This is a genomic window from Treponema sp. TIM-1, assembly GCF_046533115.1.
Lineage (GTDB): Bacteria > Spirochaetota > Spirochaetia > Treponematales > Breznakiellaceae > JAIRMO01.
Window position 1 is genome coordinate 90,907 of sequence record NZ_JAJQRC010000004.1, and the last position, 13,479, is coordinate 104,385.

Below are 13,479 nucleotides of genomic sequence, written 5' to 3' on the forward strand. Positions count from 1 at the left end.
GCTTTCCTTCTTCGCCTTATGCGCCTTCGTGGTAAATTTCTTAAATTCCATATGTAATAGTCATTTACATGGTACTAAGGCGTATTCCCGCTGATGGTTCCGCCGGTTTGGTTGAACACCGCGCCATACTGGGATACATACACTCCGCCTTTCTCGGCGCTGGTGTTGCCGCTGATGGTTCCCCCGGACATGGTAAATTCGCCGTAGGGCGCTACTTGCACCCCTCCCCCTTGCTGCTGTGAGGTATTGTTGAGGATATCCCCGCTAGTCATGGTGAACAGGCCCCTCCCGTTTATATATACGCCGCCGCCTGAGTCTGTTTTGACTCCGCCGTTTCCGCTGATAGTCCCTCCGGACAGGGTGAAGGTCGTATAGTCATTGACATAGACCCCTCCCCCGGCCCCCGAAGCATTGCTGTAATCGGTATTGACATTGTTTTGTATTATTCCCCCGGTCATGGTCATAGAGCCCTTATACACCATAACACCGCCGCCGTTCTGGGCAGTGTTACCGCTGATTTCTCCCCCGGCCATGACAAACTCCCCTTCGGAGGCTGAACCGGCGGTACCCACCAATACCCCGCCGCCCCACACGGTATACCCCCCGGTGAGGGTCAGGTTATCCCCCAGGGTTACCTTGTTGTTCGCCACATACAGAGCCCGGCCCTCGTTGGCAACGCTTCTGGCGGCGTTTAATACCCCCTTCTGAACGGGGTCACCCTTCAGGATAATAGGCGGGTAGTTACCGGCCCCGGAAACATCGACCATGGACTTGTTGGAACCAAAGGAACCGGAAGCGGTAATGGTCCCGCTGATCACAATAACGGCGCTTTCACCGGCCTTCCATTTTCCGCCGCGGTAGGCCGTTCTTATGTGATCCAGGGCCGTCTGTACCGAGGCAAGGGGCTTTGAAGGTTCCGTCCCGGTGTTGGCGTTATTTCCGCCTGCGGAAACATACCACGTCGTATTTTGGGAACCGGGAATTGGAGTTGGAGTTGGAGTTGGAGTTGGAGTTGGAGTTGGAGTTGGAGTTGGAGTTGGAGTTGGAGTTGGAGTTGGAGTTGGAGTTGGAGTTGGAGTGGAGTTGGAGTTGGAGTTGGAGTTGGAGTTGGAGTTGGAGTTGGAGTTGGAGTTGGAGTTGGAGTTGGAGTTGGAGTTGGAGTTGGAGTTGATGGAGTTGGAGTTGATGGAGTTGGAGTTGATGGGGTCGGGGTTGACGGAGCCGGATTCGAAGGAGTCGGAGTTGGGGAACTTTTCTCTTTATCCGAATCGTTGTCTCTAATCGCAACCAAGGGTTCTGCGCACCCTGCCATAAAAAATACCAAAGAAATCATTAAAAAAACAGCCAAGGAAAAAAACGGCAATTTAGGAAACAAGTGAAAAAACCTCTCTAGTTATCTATGACACGGTTCCAAAACAGGTGGTCCCGCGGGGGCATAATGCTAAAACCGTATCTTTTTTATAAAAGCAGCTTCAAACCTCATCTGAGTTTTGAACAGGCTCTATCTATAATATAGTTAGGCAGTTTTAAAATGTCAAATTTTGAAATGGAAACCCGTCGATGGAAAGTTCATTAACCCGGTACCGGTCTCCCCAGCTGCCCCGGCGGTCCATGGTATCGGGGGCCGCTTCCAGCCGGCGTTCGGCCAGGGTATCCTGGAGGAGCCGCAAAAAATCCCGGCGGCTCATCTCCTGTCCCCCCAGACTGAGAAGATGATCCGTGGGGACCTGACAGTCGATAAAGGCCACTCCGTCGGCAAAGAGGAGCCGTGCCAGGGTTAAAAAAGCCGCCTTGGAAGCGTTGGAAACCCGGGCGAACATGGATTCCCCAAAAAACACCCGTCCCAGCCGTATCCCGTAACACCCCCCGGCCAGTTTCCCCCCGGCATAGCTTTCCGCAGAATGGGCCCAACCCAGACGGTGCAGTTCCGTATAGGCCCGGATCATATCACCGGTGATCCAGCTTCCCCCCTGCCCGGGGCGTTCTATTCCGGCGCAGCCGCGGATCACGGCGGCAAAGTCCCGATCCAGGGCCACCTCAAATTTACCCTTTTTTAAAAGCCGTTGCATGGAGGCGGAAATATGGAGTTTTTCAGGAAAAATCACAAACCGGGGGTCCGGAGACTGCCAAAGGATGGGATCCCCCGGATTAAACCAGGGGAAGATCCCCTGTTCATAGGCGGAGAGGAGCATCCCTGGAGAAAGATTCCCCCCAATTGCCACAATACCGTCAATCGCCCCTTCCGGCGAAGGAAAGGAGAAGCGCATGTCTTCGGTAAGATAGGGAAATTCCGGATAAACCCCGGATTTTTTCCGGCCCTGCACCGGAACCTCCTGGGGGTTTCCCCTAAGAAAGCGCCTCGATCCGGTATTCCCCCTCCTGCCAGTCGGCCCGGGCGGAACCGCCGGAACTTAAAGAACCAAAGAGGACCTCATCCACAAAAAAGCCCTTGATCTTGTCTTCAATAAGGCGGCCCACATTCCGGGCGCCGAACTCCCGGCTGTACCCTTCCTCCGCCAAATGATCAATACAGGTTTCGGTCACTTCCAGCTTTACCTTTTTATCCGCCAACTGCACCTTAAACAGGTCCAGTTCCTTTTTGACGATAGACACCATCACTTCCCGGGAAAGGTGGTTGAACCGTACCACCCCATCCAGACGGTTACGGAATTCCGGAGTAAAGATCCGCTCCACCGCTCCGTCCACAGCGGTTTCGTCGATAAGCCGTTCCCCAAAACCGATAAGGCTTTTTCCAATATCCCGAGCCCCGGCATTACTGGTCATAATCAGGACCACGTTCCGAAAATCCGCCTTTCTGCCGTTATTGTCGGTCAAGGTGGCGTAATCCATGATCTGCAGGAGGATGTTGTAAATGTCCGGATGGGCCTTTTCAATTTCATCCAGCAGAACCACACTGTGGGGCTGCTTCCGCACCGCATCGGTGAGGAGCCCCCCGTCTTCGTATCCCACATAGCCCGGCGGCGAACCGATAAGCCGGGATACGGTATGCTTTTCCTGGTATTCGCTCATGTCAAAACGGTGCATGGATATCCCCAGGATATCCGCGAGGCTCCGGGCCAATTCGGTTTTACCCACTCCGGTGGGGCCCACAAAGAGAAAATTCGCCACCGGCTTGTTTTCGGCCCGGAATCCCGCCCGGGACTGCTTAACCGACTTTACCACCGCCCTTACCGCCGCATCCTGGCCGAATATCCGCTCCTGAAGCTTTTCTTCCAGCGCCTTGAGTTTATCCCGCTCGCTCCCCGCCACGGACCGTTCCGGTATCCGGGCTATCCGGGAAACCACCGATTCGATCAGGGGAAGCCCTATCTCGATAATTTCTACGGTTCCTTCCTGCAGGGTGGCAGGAATTTCCGTATGACCCGGCAGCTGGGATGTTTCAGACAGGGAAGAATGTTTCCGGGAAGTTATTTTCTCCCTAACGTCAAAGAGAAAATCCCTTTTTCCGGTATTTTCTGAAACAACGACTCCTTCGGTTTGGAGATCGTCTCCCTCCCCGCCGGGGGGAGTTTTAGATTGACTTCCCGCTTCTTTAAAAGCCACTATTCGGGCAAAGGCTCCGGCTTCGTCGATCACGTCTATGGCTTTATCCGGGAGCCGCCGCTCGGTGATATACTGGGCGGATAAACGAACCGCCCCCTCCACCGCTTCGTCGCTGTAATGGACATGGTGGTAATCCTCGTATTTAGACTTGAGTCCCCGGAGGATCGCCATGGCGTCCTCTTCGGAAGGCTCCGGAATATCGATTTTCTGGAAACGCCGGGAAAGGGCCCGGTCCTTATCAAAGAATTTGCCGTATTCCTCATGGGTGGTCGAGCCGATACACCGGATCTTTCCTGAGGTCAGGGCCGGTTTCAGGAGATTCGACGCATCCAGGGCGCCCCCGGATACGGAACCGGCCCCTACAAGGGTATGGATCTCGTCAATAAAGAGGATGGCCCGTTCTTTTTTAAGCATTTCCTCAACAACCCGCTTGACCCGTTCCTCAAAATCCCCCCGGTATTTGGTCCCCGCCACCAAGGCTCCCATGTCCAGGGAAAAGATGGAAAAATCCTTCAATGTAGGGGGAACCGTTCCCGCCACAATCCGCTGGGCCAGCCCTTCGGTGATGGCGGTTTTTCCCACCCCCGAATCCCCCACATGCACGGGATTATTTTTGAGCCGCCGGCAGAGCACCTGGATCGTCCGATCCAATTCCGCTTCCCGGCCGATAACCGGTTCCAGCCGGCCCTCCCGGGCCAAAGCGGTCAGCTCCGTCGCATACCGATCCAGGGCGCTTTTTTTTGTGGTTTTGGTTTTCTGGGTTTCCTCTTCCGCACTCTCTTCTTTGGAATCGTCCATACCGCTGAGGATATGATTATCCATTTTACGGAATCCAAAGGTCTGCTCATCCTCCCCCTCAAAACCATGGGAAAGAATTTCTAAAAGCTCCAGCCGTTTTATCCCAACCTTACGGAGATAATAGGCACAGTAATTCCGCTCTTCATCGTAAAGGGATACCAGGATATCCGCCACATCCAGGGTATCCTTTTGAGACGATTGGCTCTGCAATACCGCCCGCTCCAGAACACTTTGAAAGCCCACCGTATGGGTGGGTTCGGTATTGCTCATAACCGGTACCTTTTGTTCAAAGTAGTTTTCCATACCGAGTTTAAGCTGTTCCAGGTTGGCACCGCAGGCGGAAAGGATCCCCTGAACCTCGTCAAAGGCCAGGGCCGCATACAGGATATGTTCCGGGGTCAGGTACTCATGATTCCGTACCCGGGCCTCATTATATGCGGCATTTATGATAGCCTGCACATGGCGGCTGATTTTCATTCCATTGCTCCTCTTTTTAATATAGCACCTTTTTTAAAAGACCTCAATTATCCCCTCATACTTTTTCAATAATACACCTCAGGGGAAAATCGTGTTCCCGGGCCATGATATGGACCTGTTCCGTTTTGGTTGTAGCAATATCCCAGGAATATACCCCCACAATACCCCGGCCTTTCCGGTGTACGTCCATCATAATCTGATTCGCATCGATTTCGTTTTTATGGAAGATAAGAATCAGGATATCCACCACAAAATCCATGGTCGTATAATGATCATTCAGCAGGATCACCCGGAATTCTTCAGGTTCCTTTACTTTTTCTTCTTTTTTGGTACGTAATTCCGTCCCATTTTCCAGAAATACCGGCATAAATCCACCCTTTTACTTTAAGATAAATAAAAATTGGTCTTTAAACAAGGTCAGGGGCGTAATTCCGGGGATCGGGGCGGTAACCCCATGCCATGGAGGGCATCGATGAGCATTGACAAAACCTGATGGAATAAAGTATCGTTCACCCGGGTGGGCGGCCGGATCGGGCACCAAACAGCGCTTGAAGGGTTCTCAATTCCTTAGTGGATGTTTTTCGTTATCCGGGGCGGTGAAATTTTGTTTCCGGGCAGCCCCTAGGCGTAAACCAATTCCCGGGCAGCTTCGGTTTTTGGCGTGGTAAACAGGGTCTCTACCGGCCCCTGCTCCACAATACGGCCCTCATCCAGCACCGCCACCTCTTCGCAAATCTCCCGGATTACCTCCATCTGATGGGTGATCAGTACCACGGTAAGCCGCAGCCGATCATGGAGTTCCCGAATAAGGGTGAGGATCGACCGGGTGGTCTGGGGATCCAGGGAGCTTGTGGCCTCGTCGCAAAAGAGGACCTCGGGATTCACCGCCAGGGCCCGGGCAATGGCGACCCGCTGCTTTTGCCCTCCCGAAAGTTCCCGGAGCCGAGCCTTGCGTTTATCCGTAATAGCTACCATTTCCAAAAGCTCATCCACCCGTTTTTCGATCTGTTTTTTGTGGAACCCGGAGATCTCCAGGGGATAACTGATATTGCCGGTCACATTCCGGGAAGAAAGGAGGTTGAAATTCTGAAAGATCATACCCATTTTCCGCCGCCTTAACAGCAGATCCTTACCCGTCAGTATATCCACCCGTTCATCCCCATAATAAACCTCCCCCTCATCGGGAGGTTCCAGAAGGCTCATGATCCGCAGCAGGGTGGATTTTCCCGCCCCGCTTTTTCCGATAATCCCGTATAAGCCCCCTCCGGGGATCGTAAGATTCACCCTGTCCACTGCGGATACGGCGGCATAACGTTTTGATACTCCCTTAAGGGTAATCATGAATCGCTCCTTCATCATCCTCTCCATCAAACCTTACCGTAAAATGAACTTTTCTTTCAATTAGCAGAGGCTGTCTCAAACCGGACCGGCCCCCAAAAACCGAAACTCCGAAACCGGTCTACCGAATAAAACATATAAATTCTATCGGAATACCTGTATAATACTATAAACCGTAAATTCCGGCAAGTACCCAGTACCCTGATTAGGCTAAATCAAATATCCCGGCAAAACCGGGGAGGTTACCGATTTTAACCTCCCGATCCTACAGTACCACCGTGGAGAAGGGGGGCGCCCGGCTGAGGACCTGGGCAACCCGAAGGTGTTCCGGGAGGAGGAGGCCGGGGTCCTCTTCCAGCATGGCAAAGGCGTCGTTCCGGGCCCGCTCCAATTCCGCGGCGTCCCTGAGGGGATCGGCTATCCCCAGGGAGAGGTAACCCGACTGTTCGATCCCCGCGATCTGCCCCGGCCCCCGGAGCTTCAGATCCTCTTCGGCGATGATAAAACCGTCGGAATTTTCCAGCATTACCTTGAGCCGGGTCTTGCCGTCCTCGGTGAGTTCCTCGGAGTAGACCAGAAAGCAGTAGGCCTGATCCGGCCCCCGGCCGACCCGGCCCCGGAGCTGATGGAGGGCGGAAAGGCCGAAACGTTCGGCATGTTCTATGACCATACAGGTAGCGTTGGGGACATCCACCCCAACCTCCACCACACTGGTAGCCGTCAGGATCCGTATGCTCCCCCGGCGGAACTCATCCATGATCCGCCGTTTTTCCTCCTCATCAACCCGGGAATGTATGAGGGCTGTGGGGTATTGGGGAAAAATCTCTTTACCCAGCCGTTCCGCCATGGATACCGCGTCTTTAAGGTCCTTGGTTCCGTTGACCTCGATCAGGGGATACACAAAATAAGCCTGACGACCTGCGGCCAGTTCCTGCCGTACGAAATCATAGACCTTGTCCTCGTTGGATTCCCGGGCCAGGTGGGTCTTTACCGGTTTCCGCCCCGGAGGCAGGTCCCGGATGATCGATACCTCCAGGTCTCCAAAAACCGTTAGCGCCAGGGTCCGGGGGATGGGGGTGGCGCTCATCATGAGGAGGTCCGGAGTTCCCGGAGACGATAGGGAGGATTGTCCCTTGGCCATGATCAGGGATCGCTGGATCACCCCAAAGCGGTGCTGCTCGTCCACCGTGACCAGCCGGAGGTTTTTATAGATCACGTCCCGTGAAAAAAGGGCATGGGTACCGATAACCAGATCTATTTCCCCGGCTGCCAGGGCCTTGAGCAGGGAGGAACGGCCCGCTGCCTTGAGGTTTCCCGTGAGGAAGGCGGGTCTGACCCCCAGGGGCTCCAGGAGGGCTCCGGCATTTTCCGCGTGCTGCCGGGCCAAAAGCTCCGTGGGGGCCAAAAGGGCGGCCTGTCCCCCGGCTTCCACCGCCCCCAGGGCGGCGAGGAAGGATACCAGGGTTTTTCCGGACCCCACGTCCCCCTGGAGGAGCCGGGCCATGGGAAAGGGCCCGGTCATATCCCGGTTGATTTCGGCGATCGCCTCAGTTTGTCCGGGAGTAAGGGAAAAGGGCAGTCTTTCCAAAAGCTGCCGCTGGAGGGGAGAAAACTCCCCCTTATTCCCTGGTCCCAGACCCTCCCGTCTCACGCTCCCACCGGTACTACACCGTTCCAATGCCCGCTTGCCCACCAGTACTTCCAGGTAGAAAAATTCCTCGTAGATCAGGGTTTTCCGGGCCAGGTCCAGCTCCTTTTGGGAAGCGGGAAAATGGATGGCCCTGACGGCCTGAGCCTTAGCCGCCAGGCCGTCCCGCAGGATAATCCCCGGCGGTAGTTCGTCTTCCAGGGGCGCCGCATACTGGTCCAGGGCCTGCCGGACGAGGCGCCGGAGCATACCCTGGTTGAGTCCGGCGCTAAGGGGATAAATGGGGAGGATACGGCCAAAGTTACGGCTTTGAAAGCGGCCGGGTCCGTTTTCAGCCCCCGGGGAGGCGCCCTGATCCAGGGCCTCTATCTCAAAGGCCGTGGATTGGATATCCCCGTATTTATAGTAGAACCGGCCCCAAAGGCGGTAGTAGTTCCCGATGATAAGTTGTTTTTCCAGAAAGGGACGGTTAAAACAAACCAGAACCGCCCGGGCGGTATGATCCTCCACATGAACCTTGAGGGTCTTCATCCGGCCGAACCCAAACCAGTCGTGGGCCAAAACCTGGACTACGGTGCAAACCGAGGGGAAATTTTTATAATCCTTAAGGGGTATTTCCCGGCTTCGGTCCTCCCAATCCCGGGGATAATGGCAGAGGAGGTCCGCGACGCTGGTGATCCCTATCCGGGCAAGGGTGTGGATCGATTTGGGGCCCACCCCCCGGACATGATCGATCGTCGCGGTAAGTTCCCGGAGAAACATGGAAAACCGTCAAAGGGGAAGTGAAATCAGCAGGATCAACACCTGGTTAAGGACAAGCCCCAGGCCGATTCTGAGGATCACCAATACCCCCAGGGAGACCAGGAGCCCCGTAAGGTAATTCACCAGCCGGTTTCTAAAGATGATCCGATTTATCCGATACAGGACAGGCTGGGAAATAGTGTCGATGATCCGCCAAAAGACGCCGTATATGTTCCGGTTGGTAAGGTAGGCCACCAGCCGTAATACCAGGATAAGGATAAAAAAACCCAGGATAAAGGAAGCCGCGGACCAGAGGGCGGAAAGGGCCAGGGCCAGGATGAACCCCAGGGTGATCCGGCCGTAACGCCCCAGGGTGGTGAAAATATTGTTCACCAAGGAGAGGACCGCCAGGGCCGCAATGGGGGAGAGGTCGAAAACCCGGGTTTGCAGGAAAGGGAAGCGGCGGAACCAATTAAGGTAAGGATCGGTCACGGCACAGAGGATATCATAGGGCTTCCCGTATCGGGCTCCGCTGAACCAGGTCAGGAGGATCCTGATAAAAATGAGGAGGATGTATACTCCGGTTATCCCCCCCAGAATATTCATACCCATCCGGACTATATTTTGCATAACAGTCTCCTTCTATCTATATGCTAGCGAATTCCGGCCTGCCGCCCCAACCCGATTCCGGGGCGGTTCATTCCGGCCATACTTCAACAACCCCGGCGCAATGGGTCAGGGCGTTGAGGTGGGTCGTATCCGCGGCGGCGCTTATCTGGGTCGCGGTACGGATCACCGTTTCCCCGCCGGAGGCGGGGACATGGATAAACACCGAACAGGGGCCGGGGTTTTCAAAAAGATAATCCCGCAAGGGGTAGAGGGTTTCTTCCCCGGCCACCTCCCGGGGATTAAGCCGTATATGGACCTCCCGAAAGGCGCTTTCCGCGGACTTTTTCTCCCCGGAACTACCCGTTTCAGCCTGAGAAACCTCGTTTTTTTCCCCATTCCGCCGGGCGCTTTTTACCATTTTTTCCAAATCCGGCAGGCTGCTTACCAGGAAAGCCGGACGATCCCGTTTTTGTTCCCCTGATCGGTCAATCCGTCCCCGGACGGCGAGTTTGTCGTCGGAATGGATCTTATCCCGATGAGCCGCCCATTCCTTGGGGAAAAAGACCAGGTCAATCTCGCCGTTATAATCCATCAGGGTAACGAATCCCATTTCCACCCCCTTTTTGGTCATCTGGGGCCGTATGGTTTTGACTATGCCGATGAGGGTATACGTCCCGTCGGGGGAGTTCTCCGGATGGGCCAGATCCACCGTTACCTCCTGCCGCCAGACTTCCCGGTAATCATCCAGGGGATGGCCGGAGAAATAAAACCCGAGCAGTTCCTTTTCTATCGTCAGCTGCTGCATCCGGTCCCATTCGGGGAAGGGTTTATAGGCAAAATCAGGGTACTCCTTTTCGCCGGTGTCCTCAAAAAGGCTGGACTGACCGTATTTTTTATCTTCCTTTCTATTTTGGGCGTAATCCACGGCCTGCTCCAGATTCCCCACCAGGACCGCCCGGGACAAGCCGAAACCGTCAAAGGCCCCGGTTTTTATCAGGAGTTCCACCACCTTTTTACCCACGGTTTTGATATTCACCCGGTCCAGGAAGTCCATAAAGTCCCGGTAGGGCCCGTCCTTACGGCAGTTGACAATTTCCTCCGCCGAAGCGGCCCCCAGGCCTTTGATCCCCAAAAAGCCGTAAACGATCCGGCCGTCGGCCACAGTAAAATAGGGTCCCGACCGGTTGATATCCGGGGGATCCAGGACCAGGCCCATCCGCCGGGCCTCGTCGATATACTCCGGAAGCTTATCGACGCTGGCGATCTCGTTGGAAAAGTTCGCCGCCATAAACTCCGCGGGAAAGTTGGCTTTAAGGTAGGCGGTTTGATAGGCAAGGATGGCGTAAGCCGCGGAATGACTCTTGTTAAACCCGTACCCCGCAAAGGGAATAAGGATCTCGAAGATCCGGTCCGCGTCCTTTTCAAGAAATCCCCGGGCCTTGGCGCCGGCGATAAATTTGGCCTTTTCCTTCTTCATCTCCTCCAGTTTTTTCTTCCCCATGGCCCGGCGGAGGATGTCCGCCTGCCCCAGACTGTATCCGGCGATGGTTTGGGCCACCTGCATGACCTGTTCCTGGTAAACGATAACCCCATAGGTTTCTTTTAAGATGCCCTCCAGGGAAGGATCGGGATACACAATAGTCCGCCGCCCCCATTTGGAATCCACGAACTGGTCGATATTATCCATGGGGCCCGGCCGGTAGAGGGCGTTTAAGGCGATAAGATCCTCAATACTGGTGGGCCGGGCCTTTTTTAACACCTTTTGCATCCCCGCGGATTCAAACTGGAAAACACCGGCGCTTTTCCCTTCCCCCAGCATGACAAAGGCGGCTTGATCGTCTTCGGGGATTTGGGCGATATGGAAATCGGCATAATCCCCCCCCCGCAGCCGGATCAACTCCTCGCTATGCCGGATCAGGGTGAGGGTTTTAAGCCCCAAAAAGTCCATTTTCACGAGGCCGCAGGCTTCGATCTGGTCCATGGTGAACTGACTGGCCACCCCCTGGGTCTTGGGGTCCCAGTAAAGGGGTACATAGTCGGTGAGATCCGTTTTGCCGATAACGATCCCCGCAGCGTGGAGGCTGCTGTTCCGGTTTTTCCCCTCCAGTCTCCGGGCCATGGCAAAAAGCTCCCGGTAGCGGGAGTCCTGTTCCTTTTCCCGCAGCTTCGGCTCCACCTCAAAGGCCTTGTCCAGGGTTATTTTGGGATCCTTGGGGACAAGATTGGCGATCAGCTCCGATTCCCCCAGGGGTATATCCAGGGCCCGGGCCACATCTTTAATCGCCGCCCGGGCCTTGAGGGTCCCAAAGGTGATAATCTGGGCCACCCGGTTGCTGCCGTATTTTTTGGTTACATAATCAATCACCTCCCCCCGCCGCTCATAACAGAAGTCCACGTCAAAGTCCGGCATGGATATCCGTTCGGGGTTGAGGAAACGCTCAAAAAGCAGGTTGTATTTGAGGGGATCAATATCGGTAATTCTGAGGGAATAGGCCACGATGGACCCTGCCCCGGAACCCCGGCCGGGTCCCACGGGGATATCCTGTTCTTTGGCCCAGTTGATAAAGTCCCAGACAATAAGGAAATAACCGGTAAAGCCCATTTTGATGATCACATCCAGTTCGTACTCCGCCCGTTGCCGGATTTCCCGGGAAGCTCCGGGGTACCGCTGTTCCAGTCCCTTCATGGTCAGGGCCCGCAGGTACTCGTCGGCGGAGGCATACCCCGGGGGGATCTCAAAATCCGGCAAAAGCGGGCCCGGTTGGGGGATTTCGGCATTACACCGTTCCGCTATCTCCAGGGTGTTCCGGACGGCCTCAGGGTATTCCGGGAAAAGGGCTGCCATTTCCTCCCCGGTTTTAAAATAAAACTCATCGGTTTCAAACCGCATCCGTTTTTCTTCGTTCCGTTTTTTCTTGGTGGCTACACAGAGGAGCAGGTCCTGCACCGGGGCATCTTCCCGTTCCAGGTAGTGGATATCGTTGGTTGCGACCAGGGGTATGCCGGTACGCCGGGAAATTTCGGCGATCACCGGATTCACCTGTTTCTGCTCCGGCAGCCGGTGATCCTGGAGTTCCAGGAAAAAATTGTCCTCCCCCAGAATCTCCCGGAACCACCGGGCCCGTTTTTCCGCTTCGTCAACCCGGCGTTCCATGATAAGGCTGGGGATCTCCCCAGCCAGGCACGCCGAAAGCCCGATAAGCCCCCCAGGATACCGTTCCAACAGTTCCTTATCTATCCGGGGCTTGTAATAAAACCCCTCCGTAAAAGAATAGGAGGAGAGTTTTATTAAATTCCGGTATCCCTCCCCATTGGCGGCAAGGAGGACCAGGTGGTAATATTTGTTTTTATACTCGCTGCCCTTCCGTTCTGTCCGGCTTCCCGGGGCCATATAAAATTCACTGCCGATAATCGGGTGGATATTGTTTTTTTCGCAGGCCTTTTTGAATTTCAGTACCCCAAAAAGGTTCCCGTGGTCGGTTATCGCCAGGTGTTTCATTCCCAGGGAGGCGGCCTTAGCCGCCAAGCCTTCCACCGAGGCGGCGCCGTCCAGCAGGGAATAGTCCGAATGGACATGGAGATGAACAAAATCACTCATCATAACCTACTTTACCCATATATTTCTTCATATAATAGAAAAACCCCCTCCAAAATGCCGAAAATAAGGGGAGGGAATCCGCTTGGTTCGAACGGCTTTCCTTCCTAAGCATATATATGATAGTATCATATAAACAATATTATATGAAGGAGTAATATATGGCAGAAAATGACAATAGAAAATACAAATTTTCTTGGGAGAATACGGTAGGGGCTGATATGCAGGTGGCCCGTCCCCATCTTGGCCCTTCTACCAGGATCGAGACTTACCGCTTGTTTCAGTTTACCCTTCGGGATGTACTGGAACAGCATTATGGTACGGAAATGGCGGATAATATTTTCCGGGAAGCGGGGAGCATCGCGGGCCGCGCCTTTTTTGATAAATTTCTCAGCGATGCCAAAGATACGTCTTCCCTGGCCAGTCTGATCCAAAAATCATTTAACGACTTTGGAATCGGTATTTTCCGGGTAGAAACCGCTAATCCCGATAAGGGACACTTCATTTTTACCGTGGACGAGGACTTGGACTGTTCGGGCCTTCCGGATACTTCCGATGTTATCTGTGTATACGATGAGGGGTTCATTCAAGGGATATTGGAATCCTTTAGCGGAAAAGGTTTTGATGTCCGGGAGATTGACTGCTGGTGTACCGGCTCCCGAACCTGCCGCTTTGAAGCAAAGGGTAGGGCTTCTTAAAAGAAAATTTC

The 13,479-nt window shown here is 54.4% G+C and carries 10 protein-coding genes; 2 read left to right on the top strand and 8 right to left on the bottom strand.

What is annotated here, in order from left to right:
• Positions 1-74: 74 nt before the first annotated feature.
• Complete coding sequence (locus LQZ21_RS03660; protein ID WP_411042808.1) at positions 75-818, bottom strand: hypothetical protein; 744 nt, start codon at positions 816-818, stop codon at positions 75-77.
• Positions 819-1,077: 259 nt separating this feature from the next.
• Here LQZ21_RS03660 and LQZ21_RS03665 point away from each other — a divergent pair, with 259 nt between their 5' ends.
• A complete protein-coding gene (locus tag LQZ21_RS03665) occupies positions 1,078-1,281 on the top strand; it encodes a hypothetical protein (protein ID WP_411042809.1) in 204 nt (67 codons plus the stop codon).
• Between the two features lie 245 nt (positions 1,282-1,526).
• On the opposite strand, the gene aat is transcribed toward LQZ21_RS03665, so the two are convergent.
• The 7 genes from aat to dnaE all read right to left on the bottom strand — a co-directional run bounded on the left by aat (position 1,527) and on the right by dnaE (position 12,776).
• Positions 1,527-2,324 carry a leucyl/phenylalanyl-tRNA--protein transferase gene (gene aat, locus LQZ21_RS03670; protein ID WP_411042810.1) on the bottom strand — a complete coding sequence of 266 codons (798 nt, stop codon included), beginning with the start codon at positions 2,322-2,324 and terminating at the stop codon, positions 1,527-1,529.
• Between the two features lie 22 nt (positions 2,325-2,346).
• Positions 2,347-4,839, bottom strand: coding sequence for an ATP-dependent Clp protease ATP-binding subunit ClpA (clpA, locus tag LQZ21_RS03675; protein ID WP_411042811.1), 2,493 nt, complete (start codon positions 4,837-4,839; stop codon positions 2,347-2,349).
• 55 nt (positions 4,840-4,894) lie between these two features.
• The gene (locus tag LQZ21_RS03680; RefSeq protein ID WP_411042812.1) at positions 4,895-5,206 is read right to left on the bottom strand and encodes an ATP-dependent Clp protease adaptor ClpS; all 312 of its coding nucleotides are present in this window, start codon (positions 5,204-5,206) and stop codon (positions 4,895-4,897) included.
• Between the two features lie 254 nt (positions 5,207-5,460).
• Positions 5,461-6,180: a methionine ABC transporter ATP-binding protein gene (locus tag LQZ21_RS03685; protein WP_411042813.1), complete on the bottom strand. Its 720-nt coding sequence runs from the start codon at positions 6,178-6,180 to the stop codon at positions 5,461-5,463.
• Positions 6,181-6,442: 262 nt separating this feature from the next.
• On the bottom strand, positions 6,443-8,587 hold the full coding sequence (gene recG / locus LQZ21_RS03690) for an ATP-dependent DNA helicase RecG (RefSeq protein WP_411042814.1): 2,145 nt from the start codon (positions 8,585-8,587) through the stop codon (positions 6,443-6,445).
• Positions 8,588-8,596: 9 nt separating this feature from the next.
• Positions 8,597-9,196: a YggT family protein gene (locus LQZ21_RS03695; RefSeq protein WP_411042815.1), complete on the bottom strand. Its 600-nt coding sequence runs from the start codon at positions 9,194-9,196 to the stop codon at positions 8,597-8,599.
• 67 nt (positions 9,197-9,263) lie between these two features.
• A complete protein-coding gene (dnaE, locus tag LQZ21_RS03700) occupies positions 9,264-12,776 on the bottom strand; it encodes a DNA polymerase III subunit alpha (RefSeq protein WP_411042816.1) in 3,513 nt (1,170 codons plus the stop codon).
• Positions 12,777-12,931: 155 nt separating this feature from the next.
• Between dnaE and LQZ21_RS03705 the strand changes: the two genes are divergently transcribed.
• Entirely contained in the window at positions 12,932-13,468 is a 537-nt protein-coding gene (locus tag LQZ21_RS03705; protein WP_411042817.1) for a V4R domain-containing protein, read from the top strand.
• Positions 13,469-13,479 lie beyond the last annotated feature (11 nt).